Consider the following 23,825-nt stretch of genomic DNA (forward strand, 5'->3'; position numbering starts at 1 on the left):
TGTGTCGTCGACGATCAGGCACGCAGGTGCGCCTGCTCCGCCAGTCGGTGGATGGCGCGCTCCAGGTCATCCAGCGCCTGCAATGCCTGCGGGCTGTCCTGCTTGAGCAGCGTCTCGCTGCGCTGACAGGCGGCCCGCAATTGTGGGACGCCGCAATAGCGCGAAGCGCCGTTGAGGCGGTGAACGCGCTCGATCATCGCCGAACGATCGCCTTGTTCGCGGGCGCTGCGGATGGCCTGGCGATCACCTTCCAACGAGGCCAGCAGCATCGCCAGCATGTCGGCGGCCAGGTCCGCTTTGCCGGCCGCCAGGCGCAAACCCTCTTCGTGGTCGAGCACCTTGAGCTCGTTGCCATCGGGAAAACGTTCAGTGGCGCGGTCCAGTGAGGGCGTACCGAGGCTCAGGCCGGTCCATTTCATCACCACTTGGGCCAGCTGGCGCTCGCTGATCGGCTTGGTCAGGTAGTCATCCATGCCACTGTGCAGCAGGGCGCGCTTTTCGTTGGCCATGGCGTGGGCTGTCAGGGCGACGATAGGCAGGGGCGGGCCACTCTGGCTGGCTTCCCAGCGACGGATCTGCTCGGTGCAGGCGCAGCCGTCCATGCCGGGCATCTGCACATCCATCAGCACCAGGTCGAAGGGTTCGTCCTGCACGGCCTGGACTGCCGCGAAGCCGCTGTCTACCGCCACGACTGCGGCGCCCATGCCTTCGAGCAGGGTCTGCACCAGCAGCAGGTTGGCCGGGTTATCGTCGACACAGAGGATCCTTGGCACCCGCGAGCCGGCAGTGTGCCGCGGTTCGCTGCTGGGGCGGGTCGGTTGCACCAGTTCCAGCAGCAGGCGGCGCAACTTGCGGGTGCAGGTGGGCTTGGACAGCAATTGGCCATGGGCATTGGGCAGGAACGGGTGATACAGCGCCTGCTCGGTGGTCGGGCACAGCACCACGCACTGGCAGCCCAGGCGTTCGAGTTGTTGGTGATACTGGCCGAGCTGGTCGGGCGAGAGGTTGCCCAGGTTGGCGCCAAGCACGGCGAATTCGAAGGGTTGGCCGGCCTGGCTGGCGGCCTGTACGCCTTGCAGCAACTGCTCGAACGACGAGAACAGGCTGACGCTCAAGCCACAGTCTTCAAGCTGGTGTTCCAGGGCCTGACGGGCCAGTTCGTGGCCGTCGACGATCGCTGCGCGACGGCCCAGCAACGCTTGCAGGGGCATTTCCTCGGCGTCGTCGTGGGCCTTGGGCAGGCTCAGGTTGATCCAGAACTGCGAGCCTTCGCCCGGCGTGCTGTCGACGCCGATCTCGCCACCCATCTGTTCGATCAGGCGCTTGGAGATCACCAGGCCAAGGCCGGTGCCGCCAGGTTGGCGCGACAGCGAGTTGTCGGCCTGGCTGAAGGCCTGGAACAGGGTGCGCACGTCCGCCGGTGACAGGCCGATGCCGGTGTCCTGCACGCTGATGCGCAGTTGCGCGGTGTCTTCGTGCTCGTCTTCGACCATGGCGCGCACGACGATCGTGCCTTCGCGGGTGAACTTGATGGCGTTGCTTACCAGGTTGGTGAGGATCTGCTTGAGCCGCAGCGGATCGCCAACCAGCGACAGAGGCGTGTCGCGGTACACCAGGCTGACCAGCTCCAGCTGCTTGGCGTGGGCCGCCGGGGCGAGGATGGTCAGGGTGTCCTGGATCAGGTCGCGCAGGTTGAAGGGGATGCTGTCGAGCACCAGCTTTCCGGCTTCGATCTTGGAGAAGTCGAGAATCTCGTTGATGATCCCCAGCAGGTTGTCGGCGGACTTTTCGATGGTGCCCAGATAGTCGAGCTGGCGAGGCGTGAGCTCGCTCTTTTGCAGCAGGTGGGTGAAGCCGAGGATGCCATTGAGCGGGGTGCGGATCTCGTGGCTCATATTGGCGAGGAATTCGGATTTGATCCGGCTGGCCTCCAGAGCCTCCTTGCGCGCCATGTCCAACTCGATGTTCTGGATCTCGATGGTCTCCAGGTTCTGGCGCACGTCCTCGGTGGCCTGGTCGATGCTGTGCTGCAGTTCTTCGTGGGCGTTGTGCAGGGTTTCGGCCATGCGGTTGATCCCGGCCGCCAGCTCGTCCAGCTCGACGCTGCCCATGGGCGGCAGGCGTTCTTCGAGATTGCCCTCCTTGAGCTGGGTGACCGCGTGCTTGATGCGCCCGATCGGGCCGTTGATCGCCCGGCTCATGCGCAATGCCAGCAGCACCGTGAGGCTCAGGCAGGCAAAGATCAGCAGCAGGCTGGTGAACAGGTTGCGATAGCCGCGCAGGAGCGTGCCGTCGTGGGACAGTTCGATTTCGACCCAGCCAAGCAAGCGCTCGGATTCGTTGGGCACGGCTTCGGTGGCCAGGTCGCGGTGATGGCCGAAAACCGGCATCAGGTAGCGCGTGGCGTCGTTGCCGGTGCGTTGCAGCAGTTGCGTACCGGTGCCGCCACTGGGCGGCTGGTTGAGCATGCTGGGGCCGGCATGGGCCAGGCGCGAACGGTCCGGGGCCAGGAAAGCCACGGCACGCACATCAGTCTGCTCCAAAGCCTCGGCGGCGATGCGCTCGAGCTGCGCTGGCGCTTCCTGGGCCAGGGCGGGGGCTGCGAGCGGTGCCAGTTGCTCGGCGATCATCTTGCCGCGTTGCAACAGTTGGGTGCGCAGTTCGTTCTGCTGCAACCAGGTGAAATAAATGCCCAGCACCAGCGCCATCAGCCCGGCGGGCAGTAGGGCCAGCAGCAGGACGCGGCTTCTGATTCCCAAACGATCGAGCACACCTGTCTCCTGTCATGTGCGTGCGGGCCGTCGCGAGTGGACGGGATCCCGCAGAACGTTACTCCGCACGCACCGGTAATGCACTTTGTTTGTGCGGGTTTTTTATGGCGCGCGGCGCTGGCAACGGCATTGGTCGACACTCGGTTGCCAGAACGGCGTCCCTCGCCAATAATCGCGCAACTGAGAATTCATGGCAGATGCCAATGCATACCGTATCCATTCACGACTCAAGCATCCTCGCCATCGAGGACGATCCGGTGCTCGGCGCCTACCTGCACGAGGAGCTGCAGCGCGGCGGTTTCCGCGTGACCTGGTGCCGTAATGGCCTGGAAGGCTTGGAAACTGCTGGCCGCGAGGCCTTCGATGTGGTGTTGCTGGACATCCTGCTGCCAGGGCTCAATGGTCTGGATGCCCTGGCGCAACTGCGCCGGCGCAGCGCCACGCCGGTCATCCTGATGTCGGCGCTGGGGGCCGAGGCGGACCGTATCAGCGGTTTCCAGCGCGGTGCCGACGACTACCTGCCCAAGCCCTTCAGCATGGCCGAGCTGCGCGTGCGCATCGAGGCGATCCTGCGCCGGGTCGCCCTGGAGCGCCGGCATCAAGCGCCGCGTGACGTCTTGCCGGGGCAACTGCATTTCGACGACCAGGCCTGCGACGTGACGCTCGACGGGCAGGCTGCGGGGCTCACGCCCAGCGAATACCGCCTGCTCGACACCCTCAATCGCAGCCAGGAGGAGGTGCTGAGCAAGCCCTTCCTTTACCAGCAGGTCCTGCAGCGTGGCTATTCGCGCCATGACCGCAGCCTGGACATGCATGTCAGCCAGATCCGTCGCAAGCTCAAGAGTATCGGTTATCACGAGCGCCAGGTGCGCACGGTATGGGGCAAGGGCTACGTGTTCTGTGCCGGCGAGGCAGACTGAGCATGCTCGATCGTCGATCGCTGTTCTGGAAGCTGGCGGTGCTGCTGGTGGGCTTCTGCCTGCTGATGATCGGCCTGAGCTACACCTGGGGCCGGCATATGGAAACCCAGAACGCCTTCTTGTCCGAGCCTGCCCGGCAGCTGTTGCGCGGTTATGCCGCCGAGGCCGAGCAGGCCTGGAACCAGGGCGGCCGGGAAGGCCTCGAGCGCTGGTTGCTGGACATGCGCCAGCGTGAGTCGGGCTGGATCGCGGTGCTCGATGGCAACTTGCGACCGCTCGCCGGGGCTCGCTTGTCCACTGAGGAAATCCAGCGCCTGACCCGCCTGCGCGGCGTCGACTGGCCGATGAGCAGGCGCAGCATCGACCAGCCCTGGCTGCGCTTGCCGTTCCCCCAGGCTCCCGAGCAGGGCATGCTGGTGATCGAGTTGCCCCAGCGCCTGACCCCCGGCCAGTACCGGTTGTTCTGGCGGATCATCACCAATGGTGTGATGCCGGGGCTGTTCACCCTGCTGCTGTGCGTGGGCCTCTACCGGATGCTGATCGTGCCGCTGAACCAGTTGCGCGAGCAGGCCAATGCCTGGCGTGCCGACCAGCTTTCGGCGCGGCTCGATTCGCGCACGATCGGTCGTGACGACGAGTTGGGCGAGCTGGCGCGTGCCTTCGACCAGATGGCCGAGCGCCTGCAGGGCACGGTAACCCTGCAGCAGCAACTGTTGCGCGACTTGTCCCACGAGATGCGCACGCCACTGAGCCGCCTGCGTGTGGCCTGCGAGGGCGAGACCGACGTCGCACGCCTGCGCGAACGCCTCGAACGGGAACTCGATTGCATGCAGCAACTGGTCGAGGACACCCTGCAACTGGCCTGGCAGGATGCCGAGCGTGCGCCGATGAACCTTGAGCCCATCCAGCTTCAGGCCCTGTGGGACCTGCTGGTGGAGAATGCCTGCTACGAAAGCGGCTGGGCCGCGCAGCGGTTGCAGTGCACGTTGCCGGCCAGCTGTTGGGTGGAGGGTAATCTCAACCACCTGGCCCAGGCGCTGGAGAACATGCTGCGCAATGCCATTCGCCACTCACCGCACGACGGGGTGGTGCGCCTGAGTGGCCAGCGCGAGGGCAATCACTGGCAGTTGTTCCTGGAAGATGAAGGCGGCGGGGTGGATGACGACGATCTGGAAAGGATCTTCGCGCCGTTTTCCCGGCTCGACGGCTCGCGCCCCGGGGATGGAGGCTTTGGGCTGGGGCTGAGTATCGCCCGCAGTGCGATCCAGCGTCAGGGCGGCAGGCTGTGGGCCGAGAATGGGCAACGGGGATTGCGGCTGTGCATGCGCCTGCCTTGTGTCGACACCGAGGGCTTGGCAGGTAAGCCTGCTGCTGAAAAGGCTTTCACCGTTCTTGCGAGCGCGAGTTTGCCCGCGCAGGGTTCGTCACCCATATAACTACCTGCTATATCTCCCAGCAATTGCGTGATATGGCGGCGCGTCCTTTGCCGGTATGATAGGCGCCCCTGCCGTCCTGATTGCGAAACACGCCCATGACCTTGCAGTACCCAACCATCGCCGATTGCGTCGGCAACACCCCTCTGGTCCGCCTGCAGCGTATCGCCGGGCAGACCAGCAATACCCTCCTGCTCAAGCTCGAAGGCAACAACCCGGCCGGCTCGGTCAAGGACCGTCCGGCGTTGTCGATGATCACCCGCGCCGAACTGCGCAACCAGATCAAGCCTGGCGACACCCTGATCGAGGCGACCTCCGGCAACACCGGCATCGCCCTGGCCATGGCGGCGGCGATCAAGGGTTACAAGATGATCCTGATCATGCCCGACAACTCCACGGCCGAGCGCAAGGCGGCGATGACCGCCTATGGCGCCGAGCTGATCCTGGTGACCAAGGAAGAGGGCATGGAAGGGGCGCGCGATCTGGCCGAAAAGCTGCAGGCCGAAGGTCGCGGCCTGGTGCTCGACCAGTTCGCCAACGGCGACAACCCGATTGCCCACTACACCAGCACAGGTCCCGAGATCTGGCAGCAGACCCAGGGCAGCATCACCCACTTCGTCAGTTCCATGGGCACCACCGGCACCATCATGGGCTGCTCGCAGTACCTCAAGGAACAGAACCCGGCGGTGCAGATCGTCGGCCTGCAACCGATGGAAGGCTCGGCCATTCCCGGTATCCGCCGCTGGCCGGAGGAATACCTGCCGAAGATCTTCGACGCCACCCGCGTCGATCGCGTGGTGGACATGTCCCAGCAGGAAGCCGAAGACACCACCCGTCGCCTTGCACGCGAAGAGGGCATTTTCTGCGGTGTGTCCTCCGGCGGTGCGGTCGCGGCGATGCTGCGTCTGTCCCGTGAAGTGGAAAATGCCGTGATGGTCGCGATCATCTGCGACCGCGGCGACCGTTATCTCTCCACCGGCCTGTTCGACGCGACCTGATGTCCAGAAAGAAAAGCAACAGCAGCGGCCTGCGCTTCCAGCCAGCCGGCGGCGACCGCACCCCACAGGTGCCGGTGGGCAAGAAACAACGCCTGGACATCGAACGCCTGGCCGGTGACGGACGCGGCATCGCCTTTGTCGAGGGGCGCACCTGGTTCGTCAGTGGTGCCCTGGCGGGCGAGGCGGTCGAGGCGCGGGTGCTCAATGCCCGCGGCAAGATCGTCGAAGCACGTCTTGAGCGCGTGCTGCAGGCCAGCCCCGAGCGGCGCGAGGCGCCGTGCCGGCATTACGCCCGCTGCGGCGGTTGCAACCTTCAGCACCTGCCCCACGAGGGCCAGCTGGCGCTCAAGCAGCGCCTGCTCGCCGAGCAGTTGCAGCGCGTAGCCGGTGTGCAGCCTGATGAGTGGGCCGCGCCGCTGGCCGGGTTGGAATTCGGCTACCGCCGTCGCGCGCGCATCGCCGTGCGTTGGGATGTGAAGGCGCGCGAGCTGCAGGTCGGTTTTCGCGCCGAAGCCAGCCAGGACATCATCGCCATCGACGATTGCCCGGTGCTGGTACAACCCTTGCAAACCATCCTGCGACATTTGCCGACCGTGCTGCGCAGCTTGAGCAGGCCTCAGGCGCTGGGGCATGTGGAATTGTTCAGCGGCACCGCCGAGGCAGTGCTGGTGCGCCATGTAGCGCCGCTGGCCGACGACGACCTGGCGCGCCTGCAGGCGTTCTGCGAGCAGGCGGGTGCGCAACTGTGGCTGCAGGGCGAGGGTGAGCCGGCGCCACATGATGGCGCCGCGACACTTGGGTTTGACCTGGCCCCTTGGGGGCTGGAGCTGGCGTGGCGACCGGGCGACTTCGTGCAGGTCAATGCCCAGGTCAACACCTTGATGATCCAACAGGCGCTGGCGTGGCTTGCGCCGCAACCGGACGAACGGGTACTGGACCTGTTCTGTGGCCTGGGCAATTTTGCCCTGCCGCTGGCTCGCCAGGCCCGTGAAGTGGTGGCGGTGGAAGGTGTGCAGGCGATGGTCGATCGGGCTGCCGCCAACGCCGCGAGCAACAATGTGCATAACGCACGGTTTTTTCAGGCCGATTTATCGCAGTCTTTGGCAGGTGCCGAATGGGCCGCCGAGGGCTTTTCTGCGGTACTCTTGGACCCACCGCGCGACGGTGCCTACGAGGTGGTGCAAAGCATCGCACGCTTGAAGGCCAGGCGGTTGGTCTATGTATCGTGCAACCCCGCCACGCTGGCGCGAGACGCGCAGGTGCTGGTCGGCCAGGGGTACCGGTTAAAAAGGGCCGGGATTCTCGACATGTTTCCTCAGACGGCGCATGTCGAGGCCATGGCGTTATTCGAAGTGGGCCAGTAACGGCTGGCCCCTTGGTGCGGCTTCCACGGACGGGAAGCGGCACGGTTGATTGCCAGTGCACCCGCGAGGTGCGCTGTATGGAAAGGTAAACGAAACATGGTACAGGTGAGAGTGCACCAGCCGGTCAACACCGACGGCAGTATCAATCTCGAAGCATGGCTGGATCATGTGGTGAGCGTCGATTCGGCGCTGGATCGCACGGCGCTCAAGGAGGCCTGCGATTTCGCCCAGGAAGTCGAGAAGAAGGGCAACCCGGCCAAGCATTCCTGGGCCGACGGGACGTCGAGCTTCCAGGCGGGGCTCGAGATCGCTGAAATTCTCGCAGACCTCAAGCTCGACCAGGACTCGCTGGTCGCTGCCGTGATCTATCGCTCGGTCCGCGAAGGCAAGGTCACCCTGGCCGAGGTCGGCCAGCGTTTCGGCCCGGTGGTCTCCAAGCTGATCGACGGCGTGCTGCGCATGGCCGCCATCAGCGCCAGCCTCAGCCCGCGCCAGTCGCTGGTGCTGGGCTCGCAGGCGCAGGTCGAGAACTTGCGCAAGATGCTTGTGGCCATGGTCGACGACGTACGCGTCGCCCTGATCAAGCTGGCCGAGCGGACCTGCGCGATCCGCGCGGTGAAGGCCGCCGATGACGAAAAACGCCTGCGTGTGGCGCGCGAGGTGTTCGACATCTACGCACCGCTCGCTCACCGCCTGGGCATCGGCCATATCAAGTGGGAGCTGGAAGACCTGTCGTTCCGCTACCTGGAGCCCGACCAGTACAAGCAGATCGCCAAGCTCCTGCACGAGCGGCGGCTGGACCGCGAGCGCTTCATCAGCGATGTGATGAACCAGTTGCAGAACGAGCTGCTGGCCACCGGCGTCAAGGCCGACATCAGCGGCCGGGCGAAACACATCTATTCGATCTGGCGCAAGATGCAGCGCAAGGGCCTGGAGTTCAGCCAGATCTACGACGTGCGCGCGGTGCGCGTGCTGGTACCGGAAATCCGCGACTGCTATACCGCGCTGGGTATCGTCCACACCCTGTGGCGCCACATCCCCAAGGAGTTCGACGACTACGTCGCCAACCCCAAGGAAAACGGCTACCGCTCGCTGCACACCGCGGTGATCGGCCCCGAGGGCAAGGTGCTCGAGGTGCAGATCCGTACCCACGGCATGCACGAAGAGGCCGAGCTGGGTGTCTGCGCGCACTGGAAGTACAAGGGCACCGACGTCAAGTCCAGCTCCAACCACTACGAAGAGAAGATTTCCTGGCTGCGCCAGGTGCTGGAGTGGCACGAGGAATTGGGCGACATCGGCGGCCTGGCCGAGCAACTGCGGGTCGACATCGAGCCGGACCGGGTCTACGTGTTCACCCCTGATGGCCACGCCATCGACCTGCCCAAGGGCGCCACGCCGCTGGACTTCGCCTACCGCGTGCACACCGAGATCGGCCACAACTGCCGTGGCGCCAAGATCAACGGGCGCATCGTACCGCTGAACTACAGCCTGCAGACCGGCGAGCAGGTGGAGATCATCACCAGCAAGCAGGGCAACCCGAGCCGCGACTGGCTGAACTCCAACCTCGGCTACGTCACCACCTCGCGTGCGCGGGCCAAGATCGTCCACTGGTTCAAGCTGCAGGCGCGCGACCAGAACGTCGCTGCCGGCAAGACCCTCATCGAGCGCGAACTCAGCCGCCTGGGCCTGCCGCAGGTGGACTTCGAGCGCCTGGCGGAAAAGGCCAACGTCAAGACCGCCGAGGACATGTTCGCTGCGCTGGGGGCCGGTGATCTGCGCCTGGCGCACATGGTCAACGCCGCCCAGCAGTTGCTCGAGCCGGAGCGTATCGAGCCGGTCGAGCTGGTGCCGCGCCCGGCGCGCGGGACTCGATCGGGCAAGCGCAACGACATCCAGATCCAGGGCGTAGGTAACCTGCTCACGCAGATGGCCGGTTGCTGCCAGCCGCTGCCGGGCGACGCCATCGTCGGCTACATCACCCAGGGCCGCGGCGTGAGCATTCACCGCCAGGACTGCGCCTCGGTGCTGCAGTTGGCGGGCAAGGAGCCGGAGCGCATGATCCAGGTGAGCTGGGGGCCGATTCCGGTGCAGACCTACCCGGTCGATATCGTCATCCGCGCCTACGACCGCCCGGGCTTGCTGCGCGACGTTTCGCAGGTGCTGCTCAACGAGAAGATCAACGTGCTGGCGGTCAATACCCGCTCGAACAAGGAAGACAACACCGCGCTGATGTCGCTGACAATCGAGATTCCAGGCCTGGATGCGCTGGGGCGCTTGCTCGGACGGATCTCGCAGTTGCCGAACATCATCGAGACGCGGCGTAATCGTACGCCTTGAGACTGCGTCGCCCCCATCGCGGGCAAGCCCGCTCCTGCAGGTGCAGCGTGATCCCTGTGGGAGCGGGCTTGCCCCGCGATGAGGGCGCCACCTAAGGACCTGCCAGAGCATGACCTACACCCTCAACGACCTGCTCCACCTCATGGCCCGCCTGCGCGATCCGCAATACGGCTGCCCCTGGGATCTCGAGCAGGACTACACCAGCATCGTCAAGCACACCATCGAGGAAGCCTACGAGGTGGCCGACGCCATCGAGCAGGGCGATTTCGCGCAGTTGCAGGGCGAACTCGGCGACCTGCTGTTCCAGGTGGTCTACTACAGCCAGCTGGCGCGGGAGGAGGGGCGTTTCGAGTTTGCCGGCGTGGTTGATTCGATCACCCGCAAGCTGATCCGCCGTCATCCGCATGTGTTCCCCACCGGTGACCTCTACGCCGCACCCGACATCCCGCGCTTGAGCGAGGCGCAGGTCAAGTCGCGCTGGGAAGAGATCAAGGCCGAGGAGCGCGCCGAGAAGAGCACCCCCGAACAGCTCTCGCTGCTCGACGATGTTCCCGGCGCCTTGCCGGCGCTGTCGCGTGCGACCAAACTGCAGAAGCGCGCGGCCACCGTCGGTTTCGACTGGCCCGAGGCGTTGCCGGTGCTGGACAAGGTCCGCGAGGAGCTCGACGAGGTATTGCAGGCCATGGCCGATGGCGATGACCAGGCACTGGAAGACGAAGTCGGCGACCTGCTGTTCGCCGCTGTGAACCTGGCCCGTCATCTCAAGCAGGATCCGGAAAACGCCCTGCGCCGCGCCAACCGTAAATTCGAACGACGTTTCCGCTTCATCGAGCAGGCATTGCGCGACACTGGCCGACCGATCGAAGATTGTAACCTTGACGAGTTGGATGCCCTCTGGGGCGAAGCCAAACGTCAGGAAAAGAACCTGCCCAGCTGCGGCTGAGCCGATGCATAAGTGAGTGAACACCGATGAGCCTTTCCCTTCGCGATCAATTGCTCAAGGCCGGTCTGGTCAACCAGAAGCAGGTCTCCCAGACCAACAAGGCCGAGAAGAAACAGAAACGCCTGGAACACAAGGGCCAGGTCGAGGTGGACGACAGCCAGCAGCGCCTGGCCAAGGAAGCCATGGCCGACAAGGCCAAAAAGGACCAGGAACTGAACCGCCAGGTGCAGGAGAAGGCCGAGCAGAAGGCGCGTGCCGCGCAGGTCAAGCAATTGATCGAGGCGACCCGCCTGCCCAAGCTGACCACCGAGGACTACTACAACTTCGTCGACGACAAGAAGGTCAAGCGCATTGCCGTCAACGCCCTGATGCGCAGCAAGCTGAGCAACGGTTCGCTGGCGATCGTCGCCCATGGCGGCGGCTACGAAGTGATCCCGCGCGAGGCGGCGGTGAAGATCCAGGAACGCGATCCCAAGCGCATCCTGCTGCTCAACACCCATGTCGAGGAGGCCGATGAAGACGATCCATATGCGGCCTACAAGATCCCTGACGATCTGATGTGGTAAATGACGAAAACCCCGCTCAGGCGGGGTTTTTCGTGGGGGAGATCTTATTGTGTGCCGCGTTGGCTCTCGAGGGTCTCGAGCTCCTGGCGGTACTGGTGGGCTTCATGCTCGTTGTGGAACATGCCGACCAGTTGGCCCTGCTGGTGTACGTCCCAGATCCGCACGCCAGCGGCCAGGCCTTCGTGGGACATTCTCGATTCGTCGCGTTCGGTTACTTGGACAGTCATCGGTAAACTCCACTTCTGTTGGTCTGCGACACTGTGTCGCACACCTTCTTTATAGAGTTTGTTAGCAGGCTAAGTAAATAAAACGACGATGAAACTATGTTCATGAAACGCGCTGCGCTTGCTTCTGCAAGCCAAAACAAAGCCCCGCACTAGGCGGGGCTCCGGCTACAGCAGGTTACAGCGCAGGGAAGAGATCAGTTGCCCTTCACCGTCCTGCCATCGACCGTACCATCCTGCAGCACGATCACGTATTCCTTGCCATCGGTCTCGACCTGGCGCAGTTGCACCAGCAGGTAGTCCCAGTCCTTGGCGAACCACAGCTCGGTGATGCGCTTGCTCTGGCTTGGGTCGCGCACGCGCTCGACCTTGACCGCATCGACCTGGCCGGTCTTGGTGGCAACCTTCTCGGTGCCCAGCACGCGGAAGTCGTAGGTGTCGATCTCGTCACCGTCGACCACCTGGTACGTCATGCTCTTCTTGCCCGCCGCCACGTCATGTTGCAGGGCCAGTTGATAGGACGACTTGTCCAGCACCCCACGGTTGAGCGGCAGGCTGATCGCATCGCCACGGTCGCTACCGGTGACTTTCTTGCTGTTCCAGTCGAAGTCCAGGTCGACCTTCTTCGCCTTGCCCAGGCCACCGCGCTCGAAGTGATACTTCTGCGGCAGCAGGGTGTCGTTGTCCATGCGCACCGTGCTCTGTTCGGTCAGGCTGGCGATCATCATGGAGGCTTTGAAGTTGAGGTCCCAGGTACCGTTGGCGTTCTTGACCAGGCTGCGTTCTGCGGTGCCGCTCATGGGCAGCTGTTTCCAGTCGGCGGTGTAGCTGGCCGAGAAAGGCTTCAGATCAGCTGCCTGGAGGGGCAGGGCGAGCACGGCGAGAGCCAATAGCAGGGCGCGACGCATATATTCTCCTAGGGTCGAATCAAGTGACCGCTGGCCGCCAGCGGCTGGCCATCCAGTAATGCACCTTGTTCGCCCAGGCGCAAGCGTCCTTCGGCGAACCAGCGCACCGCCAGCGGGTAGATCTGGTGTTCCTGTCGGTGGACCCGTTGTGCCAGGCTCTGCGCATCGTCGCCTGGCGCGACCGCTACCACAGCCTGTACGACCAAGGGCCCGCCGTCGAGTTCCTCGGTGACGAAATGAACACTGCAGCCGTGCTCGGCGTCACCGGCATCCAGGGCCCGCTGGTGAGTGTGCAGCCCTTTGTACTTGGGCAGCAGCGACGGGTGGATGTTGAGCAGGCGACCCTGGTAGTGGCGCACGAAGTCGCCACTGAGGATGCGCATGAAGCCGGCCAGCACCACCAGGTCGGGGGCGAAGCCATCGATCAGTTGCACCAGCGCCGCGTCGAATGCTTCGCGCCCGTCGAAACCGCCGTGCTCGAGCACGGCGGTGTCGATCCCGGCGGCTTTGGCCCGTTGCAGGCCAAAAGCGTCGGGGCGGTTGGAAATCACCGCGCGGATCCGCGCGCTACCGTGTTCGGCGTGGATGCTGTCGATCAGGGCTTGCAGGTTGCTGCCGGAGCCCGACAGCAGTACTACGACATTGCAGGTCTTGCTCGGCATCAGTGTGCCTTGAGGTTCTGCAGCTCGACTTGGGCAGCGCCTTCGGCGGCCACGTCGATGCGGCCGATCACCCAAGGCTGCTCACCGGCCTGGCGCAGGACGTTCAGGGCGTTGTCGACCTGATCCTGGGCCACGCAGATGACCATGCCCACGCCGCAGTTCAGTACGCGGTGCATCTCGTGCTCGTCGACGTTGCCTTTCTGTTGCAGGAAGTCGAACACCGCCGGGCGCTGCCAGCTAGCCACGTCGACCACGGCCTGGGCGCCTTTTGGCAGGACGCGCGGGATGTTGTCCAGCAGGCCGCCACCGGTGATGTGGGCCATGGCCTTGACCGCGCCGGTCTTCTTGATCAGCTCCAGCAGTGGCTTGACGTAGATGCGGGTCGGCGCCATCAGCAGGTCGGTCAGCGGCTGGCCGTCGAGCTGGGTGTTCTCGATGTCGGTGCCGGACACTTCGAGGATCTTGCGGATCAGCGAGTAGCCGTTGGAGTGCGGGCCGGAGGAAGGCAGGGCGATCAGGGCGTCGCCGGTGACCACTTTCGAGCCGTCGATGATTTCCGACTTCTCCACCACGCCGACGCAGAAACCGGCCAGGTCGTAGTCTTCGCCTTCATACATGCCTGGCATCTCGGCGGTCTCACCACCGACCAGCGAGCAACCGGCCAGTTCGCAACCGGCGCCGATGCCGGTGACCACGGTGGCGGCCACGTCGACATTCAGCTTGCCGGTGGCGTAGTAGTCGAGGAAGAACAGAGGCTCGGCGCCGCAGACCACCAGGTCGTTGACGCACATGGCGACCAGGTCCTGCCCGATGCTGTCGTGCTTGTTCAGGTTCAGCGCCAGGCGCAGCTTGGTGCCGACGCCGTCGGTGCCGGAGACCAGCACCGGCTGCTTGTAGCCGGCCGGGATCTCGCAGAGGGCGCCGAAGCCGCCCAGGCCACCCATGACTTCAGGGCGTGCGGTGCGCTTGGCGACGCCCTTGATGCGTTCGACCAGTGCTTCGCCGGCGTCGATGTCTACACCGGCGTCTTTGTAGCTCAGGGAGGGTTGCTTGCTCATTGATCCAGGCCTTTAAGGGGGAGGGATTCAGGAAAACGACCAGCGCGGCCAAGGCCGGCTCGGGAGGCGGCGGCTGCCTGTACGTGACTGGTCTGCGAAGGCGCGCGATTTTATCAGGGTTGCCCGGCAGCGGCCATCCTCCATTGAACGGCAAGTGGCGAGCGGTAGGCTATAAGAGAAGACAGACAGCACCGGCGCGCGCTTTTGCTTGCCGCTGACAGCGTGCAGCTTGTAGCTTCTGCCCTGAAAGTCATCTGGACAGGAATCCTTCATGCGTTTTCTCAATTACCTGGCAGTGGTTTGCATAGGGCTGATCGGTGCAACGGCACAGGCCGAGACCGTATCGGGGCTTTACCAGGTCCGCGAGCCTGTCGATGGGCAGGGCAGCGAGGCGCGGACCCAGGCCACCGCCAAGGCACTCGACACCCTGGTGCTGCGTCTGACCGGCGATGCCAAGGCGACGCAGAACCCGGCGGTGGTCGCCCTGCGCAAGGATCCGCAACAGATCGTCAATCAGGTTGGCAGCGACGCCGGCCCACCTGAATCGGTGGTGGTGGAATTCGACCCCGGCAGCACCGAGCGCGCCCTGCGCCAGGGCGGCCTGGCCCTGTGGGGCAGCAACCGGCCGTCGATTCTTGGCTGGTGGCTGTACGACAGTGTCGAGGGCAGCAGCCTGGTCGGAGATGGCCAGAGCAGCGCCGAGCCGCTGCGTCGCGCAGCCCAGCACCGTGGCCTGCCGCTGCGCCTGCCGCTGGCCGACCTGCAGGAACAACTGGTGGCCAATGCCAAGCAGCTCGAAGGCAACGACCCGGCGCCGCTGCGTGAGGCGTCCGAGCGCTATGGCGCCGATGCCCTGCTGGCTGTGCACGCCCACGAAGCCGACGGCAAGTGGCAAGGCAAATGGCAACTGTGGCTGGGCGAGCAGCGCGAGCAGGGCACGGCAGAGGGGGCCGACCAGGCCGCGCTGGCCGACGCGGTGATGCTGGCGATCAGTACACGCCTGGCACCCCGTTACGTCACCCGCCCGGGCGCGAGCAGCGACCTGCAGGTCCAGGTGCAGGGCATGAACCTGCAGCGCTACGCCGAACTGCTGCGTGTGCTCGAGCCCTATGGCCCGCGGCTGCAGATGGCCGACGGCGACACCCTGACCTATACGGTCACCGGCAATCGCGAACAACTGCGCGCGCAACTGGGGCTGGCGCATCTGCAGGAGGTGCCCGTCGATCCGGCGCCTGCCGCCGCTCCCGCTCCCGCTCCCGTAGCCGAGGCAGCGCCTGGCCAGGCGGTCGCCCCGCAGGCGGCTGCGCCAAAGCCGTTCGATGGCCTGCGTTTTCGCTGGTAAGGAGCCGCGAACATGACTGATGTACGCCGTTGGGTATGGTTGGGCATAGCCCTGCTGATCGCCGTCCTGCTGTACCTGCTGCACAACATCCTCTCGCCGTTCCTGGTGGGCATCCTGCTGGCGTACCTGGCCGACCCGCTGGTCGATCGCCTGGAGCGCCTGGGCCTGTCGCGCACCTGGGGTGTGGTGGTGGTGTTCAGCCTGTTCACCCTGGTATTCCTCGCCTTGCTGCTGGTATTGGTGCCGATGCTGGCCAAGCAGTTGCTGCGCCTGTACGAGCTGGCGCCGCAGATGCTCGACTGGCTGCAGCATGTGGCGCTGCCGTGGGTGCAGAGCCGCCTGGGCCTGGCCGATGGCTTCTGGAAGTTCGACAAGATCAAGGCTGCCATCGGCGCGCACATGGGCCAGACCACCGACATCGTCGGCATCGTCCTGTCCCAGGCCACCGCCTCGAGCCTGGCGCTGATCGCCTGGCTGGCCAACCTGGTGCTGATCCCGGTGGTGGGCTTCTACCTGCTGCGTGACTGGGACCTGATGATGGCCAAGCTGCGCAGCCTGCTGCCGCGCCAGCGTGAAGACCAGGTGGTGGGGCTGGCGGGTGAGTGCCATGAGGTGCTGGGGGCGTTCGTGCGCGGCCAGCTGCTGGTCATGCTGGCGCTGGGCGTGATCTACGCGGTCGGGCTGTCGCTGATCGGTCTCGAGCTGGGGCTGCTGATCGGCCTGCTGGCGGGGTTGGCGGCCATCGTGCCGTACATGGGCTTCATCGTCGGCATCGGTGCAGCGCTGATCGCCGGGTTGTTCCAGTTCGGCGGCGACCTGTACCCGATGCTGGGCATCGTCGCGGTGTTCATGGTCGGCCAGGCCCTCGAGGGCATGGTGCTGACCCCGCTGCTGGTGGGCGACCGCATTGGCCTTCACCCGGTGGCGGTGATCTTCGCCATCCTGGCCGGCGGCGAGCTGTTCGGCTTCACCGGCGTGCTGCTGGCGCTGCCGGTGGCGGCGGTGATCATGGTGCTGCTGCGCCATGTGCATGACCTGTATAAAGAGTCGGATATGTACGCCGGGGATATCGATCCCGAGCTTTGAACCTCTCAATCGCCCGGCCCACGTGCCGGGCGAGCCCCTGGGACAACCCGCCACCTTGACGTTCCCGCCGCCAATTTGTTTGTGCTGGCGTTTCGGTTACAATCCGCAATCGTTTCAGCCGACCCAGGTCAATCAGACCAATGGCTGAAGCGTGTAAGGGTTCTCTGGCTGCTGAACAATGATCACAAAAAGCCTGCGCTGAAGAACAAGAAACACCTGGGCCAGCCACAGGCCCCCCTCCGTTCTACTGACTGGAAGTGATCAATGTTCAAAAAAGCTGGCAAGACCTTGCTGGGTCTGGCTGTCGCGGCGAGCTTCATGCAAGCGCACGCCGACGAAGCCAAGAAAGTCGATGTGCTCCTGATTGGCGGCGGCATCATGAGTTCGACCCTGGGCGTATGGCTCAGCGAACTGGAGCCGAGCTGGTCGATGGAAATGGTCGAGCGCCTGGATGGCGTCGCCGAGGAAAGCTCCAACGGCTGGAACAACGCCGGTACCGGCCACTCCGCGCTGGCTGAGCTGAACTACACCCCGATGGACAAGGACGGCAAGGTCAACATCTCCAAGGCGATCGAGATCAACGAAGCCTTCCAGGTGTCGCGCCAGTTCTGGTCCTGGCAGGTTCGCCAGGGCGTGCTGAAGAACCCGAAATCGTTCATCAACACCACCCCGCACATGAGCTTCGTCTGGGGCGACGACAACATCGCCTTCCTGAAGAAGCGTTACGAAGCACTGCAGGCGAGCCCGCTGTTCCGCCCGATGCAGTTCTCCGAAGACCACGCCCAGATCGCCAAGTGGGTCCCGCTGATGATGGAAGGGCGTGACCCGAACCAGAAGCTGGCCGTGACCTGGACGCCGATCGGCACCGACGTCAACTTCGGCGAGATCACCCGCCAGTTCGTCGGCCACCTGCAGACCCGCGACAACTTCAAGCTGAAGCTGTCCAGCGAAGTGCAGGACATCACCCGCAACAAGGACGGCTCCTGGCACGTCGAGTACAAGAACCTGAAGGATGGCAGCACCTCTGCCACCGACGCCAAGTTCCTGTTCATCGGTGCCGGCGGCGGCGCCCTGAAGCTGCTGCAGAAGTCGGGCATTCCTGAAGCCAAGGAATACGCAGGCTTCCCGGTGGGCGGCTCGTTCCTGGTGACCGAGAACCCGACCGTTGCCATGCAGCACATGGCCAAGGCCTACGGCATCGCCTCGACCGGCGCGCCACCCATGTCGGTTCCGCACCTGGACACCCGCGTGCTGGACGGCAAGCGCGTGATCCTGTTCGGGCCATTCGCCACCTTCTCGACCAAGTTCCTGAAGAACGGCTCGTACCTGGACCTGCTGAGCAGCACCACCCTGCACAACGTCTGGCCGATGACCAAAGTGGGCATCGAGCAGTACCCGCTGGTCGAGTACCTCGCCGGCCAGGTGATGCTGTCGGATGACGACCGCTTCGAAGCCCTGCGCACTTACTTCCCGAACGCCAAGAAAGAAGACTGGCGCCTGTGGCAGGCCGGTCAGCGCGTGCAGATCATCAAGCGTGACGAAGAGAAGGGCGGTGTGCTGAAGCTGGGCACCGAAGTGGTGGCGTCCCAGGACCGTACCATCGCCGGTCTGCTGGGTGCTTCGCCAGGCGCCTCGACCGCTGCGCCGATCATGCTCAACGTGCTGGAAACCGTGTTCAAGGAGAAGGTCGCTACGCCTGAGTGGCAGGCCCGCATCCGCGAAATCGTGCCGAGCTACGGTACCAAGCTGAACGATTCCGCTGCTGCCGTGCAGAAAGAGTGGAACTACACCGCTGAAGTGCTGCAACTGGAGAAGCCGCCGGTCATCGACCAGAGCGTCGGGACCAGCACCGGTGTCGAGTCGACCGCACCTGCCGAGAGCAAGGCTGCCAACGACATGGCGCTGTAAGCTGCCTGAGGAAATGGCCTGTCGCCTGACAGGCCGTTGCCTGAAAAGCCACGAGGATCGCCGCAGGCGGGCTCGTGGCTTTTTTGTGCCTGGTTACAGTGTTTTGTGGCAGCGAGTCCCTGTGGGAGCGGGGCTTGCCCGCGAACACCGGCGAAGCCGGTGCCATCCACCGCGGCGCTCTTTTCGCGGGCAAGCCCGCTACCACAGGGATGGATTGCAATCAGTGGCTCAATGATCCACGTGCAACTTGTCGTCCAGGCGGTTGCTCGACGAGCCATTCTTCTGCGGGGTCTCGTCGAAATGCTTCCATTCGGCCTCCTGGAAGCGGAACAGGCTGTCATCCTCCGGCGCCTCGCGGTCGCCGTAATGGTGGATCGAGTAGTGGGCATACTCGACCTTGTCCGCCCAGTCGCCCTGCAACAATCCATCGGCCGCCAGGTCCCGGTACCAGTCGTTTTCCTTCTCGCTGGCCTTCTGCCGTTTGTTGTGATCGACGAAGTAACCGATGATCCCGCCGATCACCCCCAGCACCACGCCCACCAGGAAGAAAGGCCCGGTCAGCGCTGCGGCCGTGCCTGCACCGAACAGGCTGGCAGCACCGAGTACACCGGCCGAGGCACCGAAGGCACCGCCGGCGATCTGCAGGCCACCGGAGGCCTTGGCCAGCGGATCGCCATCCTTGATCGCGTTCTTGATGGTGAAGGCCCCCAGGACGATGTCGGCGAAACCACCGGCAAGGTCGGTGGCCGGACCCAGTACCTTGATGACCGACCCCGCAATCTTCGCCGCCTTGCCCGGTGGCAGCTTGACCGTGCCGGAGGCTGATACGGCGTCCTCCAGGCGCTGGGTAATGCCGCCATAGGCGTTCTTGGCGGCGTTGGCGTTGCCCGCGCCGTCACCGAGCACGTCGGAAAAGTCCCCGAGCTTGCTGCCGGGCAGGGTATCGAGCGCTTCGGCGATCTTGGCCTTGGTGCTCGCCGGCAGCTCGCTGAGCTTGAATTCGAACTTCGGCTCCTGGATCCCGCCCTTGCCTCAGATCTCCGGCAGGGTCTTGTCCAGGCCGAGGAAATCGACCAACCCGCTCTTGCCGACCAGCCCGCCGATGGCATCGCCGACCTTGGCGAAGTGGCTGCCGGCGCCGGCAAAACTGACGAAGTCCTTGGCGATCGACAGGCGTTGCTGCCAGGTCTCGCCCAGCTTGCCGCCCTGGCCGACCAGTTGATAGATGCCCGAGAACAGGTTCACCCCGGCACCCAGCGTGCCGAGGATGCCCTTGCTGTTGAGGGCGCTGAACACCTCGCCGAGGGTGCCGCGGTCGGCAATCGGCACATAGGGCTTGGACAGCACGGTCTTCAGGTCGGCCTCGCTGATGCTGCCCTTGGCCATGTCGATCTGCGACAGCTCTTCGAGCACCTTGGTGACCACCGAGGACTTCTGCTTGCCCTGCAGCCCCTCTTCGAGAAACTTCTCGATGACCTCCTGGGTGCGCCGCGGCATGTCCAGCAGCGAGCCCTTGAGCACACTCTTGAGCAGGCCGAACAGGTCCTTGGTGGCCAGCTCCTTGTTCTCGTCGGAAATCTTGCTCGGGTCGCCGACCAGGTCATTGAGGTCGCTGGTCAGGCCGTCGGCCTGGATCGACTGGGCCGCCTTGGTCGCCGCCTCCGGATCGAACAACGACAAGGCCGAGAGCGTATTGTTGAGGTCTTCCTTGGCCTCGTGGTCCTTGCCCTGCTTCTGCAGGTCCTTGAGGTAGGCGATGTAGTCGGGGTTGTTGGTCAGGTCGAGCAGCTTCTGCTTGACCTCGTCCTTGTTGGGGATGCGGTTGAGCGCATCGTCCATCTTCGACTTGTAGTCCTTCTGGATGGTCTCGTCGGCGAACAGGGTGCTGATCTGCTCCTTGAGCTTGCCGCCGTCGATGATGTCGTGCATGTCGGCAGAGGTGAGCTCGGTCTGCTCCTTGTCGAACACCCGCCATGTGCCGCCGAAGGCGCCGGGCTCTTCCTCGTAGCCGGTGATGCCGCGGCCGTTCTGGTAGGCAGCCTGCGCTTCGAGGGCGCGGACCAGCTTGGCGCGCGGGTCGTCCTTGGCGATCGAGCCGTCCTGCACGCCTTTGCGGTAGCTGTCGAGCAACTCCTTGGTAGCCAACTCGCCCACGGTCAGTTCGGGCGAGGACGCATCCTTCTCATCGGCCTTGACCCCGGTCTTGAGATTGAGCGCATCGAGTTCCTCGCGCGGTGGCAGGTTGTACTTGCTGCGGGTCTCATCGACCTCGCCCTTGGTCCAGCCTTCCCACTTGCCGACCACTTCGTCGTACAGCTGTGGGCTCAGCTCCTTGGAGACGATGAACTTGCCCTCGTCGGTCTCGAAGCGGATCAGGCCATCGCCCAGCTCGTCCGGCGAGCCGAAGGACATGTCCTTGTTCTTGAGAAAATCGTTGGGGCCGGCGAGCTTGTAGCCCTCCTTCTCGCTGTCGTGGATCTTGCCCCAGGTGTCGTTGGCGGTCGCCACCTGCTTGAACAGCTCCGGCGAGATGTCGCGCGAGACCACGACCTTGGTGCCGTCGTGGGTTTCGTAGGTGAGGACATTGTCTTCCTGGCCGGTGGTCCAGCCGAAGCCCTTGTAGTCGTTCAGGCCCGGGGCCTGGGTGTTGGCATCGGCCAGCACGGCACCGTTGTCCAGTGCGGTGCGGATGTCGCCAGCCTTGGCCGGGTCGCTGTAGACCTCGTGCAGGCCGGCCAGGTAATCGAACAGCTTGGGGTTGTCGTCGCGCGCGACCACCACTTTCTCGCCATTGTGTTCGTAGCGGATAAGGTCCGGGCCGACCTCGTCGCGGGCACCGATGGCCGTGCCGTCGAAGGGCGGCCAGACTTCATTGTCGGTGGCGCGCCGGTAGCCGTCGGCTTCGCTGGCCTGCAGGCCCGAGAGGCTGTCATAGGCGCTGGCGGCGGCCTTGTACAGCTCGGGATTGTCGCGCTCGGACACCACGTATTTGCTGCCATCCTGAGTCTCATAGCGGATCACGCCCGGCCCGACTTCCTCGGCCGGGCCCACGGCGCGGAAATCGCCAAGCGCGCCGGGTACCTGCTGGTCGGCGCCGGCCCATTGGTAGCCATCGGCGATGCTGCTGTTGATGCCCGAGAGTACCTTGTAGTCCTGCGAGACCTGTTTGAACAGGTCAGGGTTGTCCTGCTCGGCGACGATGTAGGCCTTGCCGTCGGCGGTCTGGTAGCGGATCAGGCCGGGGCCGACTTCGTCAGCGGCACCGATGGCCTTGTAGTCAGCGAGGGTGGCGGGGGCCTGGGCGTCCTTGCCGAGCAGTTCGTAGCCGTCCTGCTTGCTCTTGGCGATGGCCTCCAGTGCCGGGCGGGCCTCGACGATCTGTTGGTAGAGCTTGGGGTTGGTGGCCTTGCTGACCAGCACGGCGTCGCCTGCGGTCGTCACGTAGCGCACGGTGTCGGCCCCCTGGGCGCCGGGGGCTTCGATCGAGGCCAGCTCGCCCAATGCGGGCATCTGCTCGTCGGGCTTGGCGCTGCGGTAGCTGTCGGCGTTGCGCTCGCTGTTGGCGAGCAGCACGCGGAAGGTGGCGGCGGGCTTGTGGTCGCGTGGCTCTGACAGTTTGATGTCGGCGCTACGGGTGAGGGGGCTGGTCGACATGCCGTGAAACTCCTTTCGTCGGGGCAGAAAGGGCGCAAGGCGTGTCAGTGTTGCTGGACGCTCGGCGACCCTCGAGGCGGCTCGACGGTAGCAGAGCAAGATGTAAGCAAAGGTTTCAGTGCACGGGAATTCACAACGTTTTACGGCAGTGAAAGGCCTGTGGGGCGGGCAAACCCGCCCCACAGGCCGATGCGATCCGATCACGCTTCTTCGAAATGCATCTCTGGCGGCTGCTTGCTGAACCCACCCGTCAGCACGGCCAGATACAGGATGCCCGCCGCCAGCCAGGCCAGGCCCAGGTAGATCGCCAGGTGATCCAGGCTCACCATCAGCCACAGGTCTGCCCCCAGACCGATCAGCGGGAACACCAGGAACAGCAGCACCGCGCGTGGCCCGCGTTCGCCACGGCCGATCCAGTAGTGGAACACCACCGACAGGTTGACCAGGCTGAAGGCCAGGAAGGCGCCGAAGTTGATGAACGAGGTGGAGGTCGTGACATCCATGTGCAACGCCAGCAGCGCCACCACGCCGCACAGCACGATGCTGCCGACCGGGGTGCCGAAGCGCTCGCTCAGGCGCCCGAAGAATGCCTTGGGCAGTACACCGTCACGCCCCATGGCGAACAGCAAGCGCGAGGCGCTGGCCTGGGCGGACAGCCCCGAGGTGAACTGACCGACGATCAAGCCGACCAGGAACAGGCTGACGAACAGGTCGCCACCGATGTTGCGGGCGATCTCGTAGGCCGCCGAGTCGGCGTTTTCGAACTGGGTGGAGGGGTGGGCAAGCTGCACGAAGTAGCTGGCGGCGATGAACAGGAAGCCACCGATCAGGGTAATCAGCAGGATTGCCCGCGGGATGTTCTTGCGCGGCTCGTGGGTTTCCTCGGTCAGGGTACTCACGGCATCGAAGCCCAGGAACGAATAGCAGGCAATCGCTGCACCGCTCATGATCAGCGGCAGTTGCACGCCTTCCTTGAAGAACGGCTCAAGCGACCACAGCGGTTTGCTCGCGTCCCCCAGCACATAGTGGATCGCCAACACCACGAAGGCCGCCAGCACCAGGAACTGCACCAGCATCAGGGCGCCGTTGATGTTCTTCGCCAGGCGCAGGCCGACCACGTTGATCGCCGTGGTCACGCCGATGAACGCCAGCACCCACAGCGCCTGTGGCACGGCGGGGAAGGCCGAGTGCAGGTAGGCTGCGCCGATCAGCCAGATGGCCATGGGCAGGAACAGGTAGTCGAGCAGCACGCCCCAGCCGGCCAGGAAGCCCAGTTTCGGGCTGATCGACTTGCGCACATAGGTGTACGCCGAGCCCGCCACCGGGAAAGCGGCGGCCATGCGCCCGTAGCTCAGGGCGGTGAACAGCATGGCGACGGAGGCAGCGAGGTACGCCGAGGGGACCACGCCGCCAGTGGTGTCGGCGAGGATGCCGAAGGTGCCGAGGACGATGATCGGGGTCATGTAGGCGATGCCGAACAGCACCACCGCACTGAGCGAAAGGGTTCGCTTGAGTCGGGCCATTACTGCTTACTCCAGATTATGTTTGTTATGCAGAGTCGAAATCGACGCAAAAAATGGCATCCCTTGCCCGTCGCGGGTCAGCGCTTTGCAGTCTGCGTGACCCTCAGGATTGTTGAGTTCCCTATAGA

General features: G+C 64.5%; 16 protein-coding genes and 1 pseudogene. 10 read left to right on the plus strand and 7 right to left on the minus strand.

The window, feature by feature from the left end:
- Positions 1-14: 14 nt before the first annotated feature.
- A complete protein-coding gene (locus tag ACTYOL_RS07040) occupies positions 15-2,771 on the minus strand; it encodes a response regulator (protein ID WP_197893056.1) in 2,757 nt (918 codons plus the stop codon).
- Between the two features lie 203 nt (positions 2,772-2,974).
- On the opposite strand from ACTYOL_RS07040, the gene ACTYOL_RS07045 reads away from it, so the two are divergent.
- From ACTYOL_RS07045 to ACTYOL_RS07075, 7 genes are all read left to right on the plus strand, one after another.
- On the plus strand, positions 2,975-3,691 hold the full coding sequence (locus tag ACTYOL_RS07045; RefSeq protein ID WP_444757708.1) for a response regulator transcription factor: 717 nt from the start codon (positions 2,975-2,977) through the stop codon (positions 3,689-3,691).
- Between the two features lie 2 nt (positions 3,692-3,693).
- The gene (locus ACTYOL_RS07050; protein ID WP_197893058.1) at positions 3,694-5,127 is read left to right on the plus strand and encodes a sensor histidine kinase; all 1,434 of its coding nucleotides are present in this window, start codon (positions 3,694-3,696) and stop codon (positions 5,125-5,127) included.
- A gap of 95 nt (positions 5,128-5,222) precedes the next feature.
- A complete protein-coding gene (gene cysM / locus ACTYOL_RS07055; protein ID WP_054892899.1) occupies positions 5,223-6,122 on the plus strand; it encodes a cysteine synthase CysM in 900 nt (299 codons plus the stop codon).
- Positions 6,122-7,486, plus strand: a complete 1,365-nt coding sequence (rlmD, locus tag ACTYOL_RS07060; protein WP_200603547.1) for a 23S rRNA (uracil(1939)-C(5))-methyltransferase RlmD — start codon at positions 6,122-6,124, stop codon at positions 7,484-7,486. Before cysM ends, rlmD begins: the two co-directional genes overlap by 1 nt.
- Positions 7,487-7,582: 96 nt before the next feature.
- Positions 7,583-9,823, plus strand: coding sequence for a GTP diphosphokinase (gene relA, locus ACTYOL_RS07065; RefSeq protein WP_054892897.1), 2,241 nt, complete (start codon positions 7,583-7,585; stop codon positions 9,821-9,823).
- A gap of 109 nt (positions 9,824-9,932) precedes the next feature.
- Positions 9,933-10,766, plus strand: a complete 834-nt coding sequence (gene mazG / locus ACTYOL_RS07070; protein ID WP_153774386.1) for a nucleoside triphosphate pyrophosphohydrolase — start codon at positions 9,933-9,935, stop codon at positions 10,764-10,766.
- Between the two features lie 26 nt (positions 10,767-10,792).
- Positions 10,793-11,332 carry a DUF2058 domain-containing protein gene (locus ACTYOL_RS07075; protein ID WP_054892895.1) on the plus strand — a complete coding sequence of 180 codons (540 nt, stop codon included), beginning with the start codon at positions 10,793-10,795 and terminating at the stop codon, positions 11,330-11,332.
- A 44-nt stretch (positions 11,333-11,376) separates the two neighbouring features.
- On the opposite strand, the gene ACTYOL_RS07080 is transcribed toward ACTYOL_RS07075, so the two are convergent.
- The 4 genes from ACTYOL_RS07080 to purM all read right to left on the minus strand — a co-directional run bounded on the left by ACTYOL_RS07080 (position 11,377) and on the right by purM (position 14,184).
- Positions 11,377-11,559, minus strand: coding sequence for a hypothetical protein (locus tag ACTYOL_RS07080; RefSeq protein ID WP_054892894.1), 183 nt, complete (start codon positions 11,557-11,559; stop codon positions 11,377-11,379).
- Positions 11,560-11,753: 194 nt separating this feature from the next.
- Positions 11,754-12,464: a DUF3108 domain-containing protein gene (locus tag ACTYOL_RS07085; RefSeq protein ID WP_054892893.1), complete on the minus strand. Its 711-nt coding sequence runs from the start codon at positions 12,462-12,464 to the stop codon at positions 11,754-11,756.
- 8 nt (positions 12,465-12,472) lie between these two features.
- A complete protein-coding gene (gene purN / locus ACTYOL_RS07090) occupies positions 12,473-13,126 on the minus strand; it encodes a phosphoribosylglycinamide formyltransferase (protein ID WP_153774387.1) in 654 nt (217 codons plus the stop codon).
- A complete protein-coding gene (purM, locus tag ACTYOL_RS07095) occupies positions 13,126-14,184 on the minus strand; it encodes a phosphoribosylformylglycinamidine cyclo-ligase (protein ID WP_054892891.1) in 1,059 nt (352 codons plus the stop codon). The genes purN and purM overlap by 1 nt, the downstream gene beginning before the upstream one ends.
- 271 nt (positions 14,185-14,455) lie before the next feature.
- Here purM and ACTYOL_RS07100 point away from each other — a divergent pair, with 271 nt between their 5' ends.
- The 3 genes from ACTYOL_RS07100 (at position 14,456) to mqo (ending at position 18,520) form a co-directional block, all read left to right on the plus strand.
- Complete coding sequence (locus ACTYOL_RS07100; protein ID WP_200603546.1) at positions 14,456-15,526, plus strand: DUF2066 domain-containing protein; 1,071 nt, start codon at positions 14,456-14,458, stop codon at positions 15,524-15,526.
- Positions 15,527-15,538: 12 nt separating this feature from the next.
- Positions 15,539-16,612 (plus strand): AI-2E family transporter, encoded by a 1,074-nt coding sequence (locus tag ACTYOL_RS07105; RefSeq protein ID WP_054892889.1) that lies wholly within the window; start codon positions 15,539-15,541, stop codon positions 16,610-16,612.
- A 264-nt stretch (positions 16,613-16,876) separates the two neighbouring features.
- A complete protein-coding gene (gene mqo / locus ACTYOL_RS07110; protein WP_065861399.1) occupies positions 16,877-18,520 on the plus strand; it encodes a malate dehydrogenase (quinone) in 1,644 nt (547 codons plus the stop codon).
- Positions 18,521-18,748: 228 nt separating this feature from the next.
- On the opposite strand, the pseudogene ACTYOL_RS07115 reads toward mqo, so the two are convergent.
- Together ACTYOL_RS07115 and ACTYOL_RS07120 are read right to left on the minus strand one after the other, a co-directional pair.
- Positions 18,749-22,174: pseudogene (locus tag ACTYOL_RS07115) on the minus strand (hypothetical protein).
- Positions 22,175-22,374: 200 nt separating this feature from the next.
- The gene (locus tag ACTYOL_RS07120; protein WP_112897678.1) at positions 22,375-23,697 is read right to left on the minus strand and encodes an APC family permease; all 1,323 of its coding nucleotides are present in this window, start codon (positions 23,695-23,697) and stop codon (positions 22,375-22,377) included.
- Between the last annotated feature and the right edge of the window lie 128 nt (positions 23,698-23,825).

The sequence above is a fragment of the Pseudomonas sp. A014 genome (assembly GCF_052378495.1).
In the GTDB taxonomy this organism is placed as follows: Bacteria; Pseudomonadota; Gammaproteobacteria; order Pseudomonadales; family Pseudomonadaceae; genus Aquipseudomonas; species Aquipseudomonas machongensis.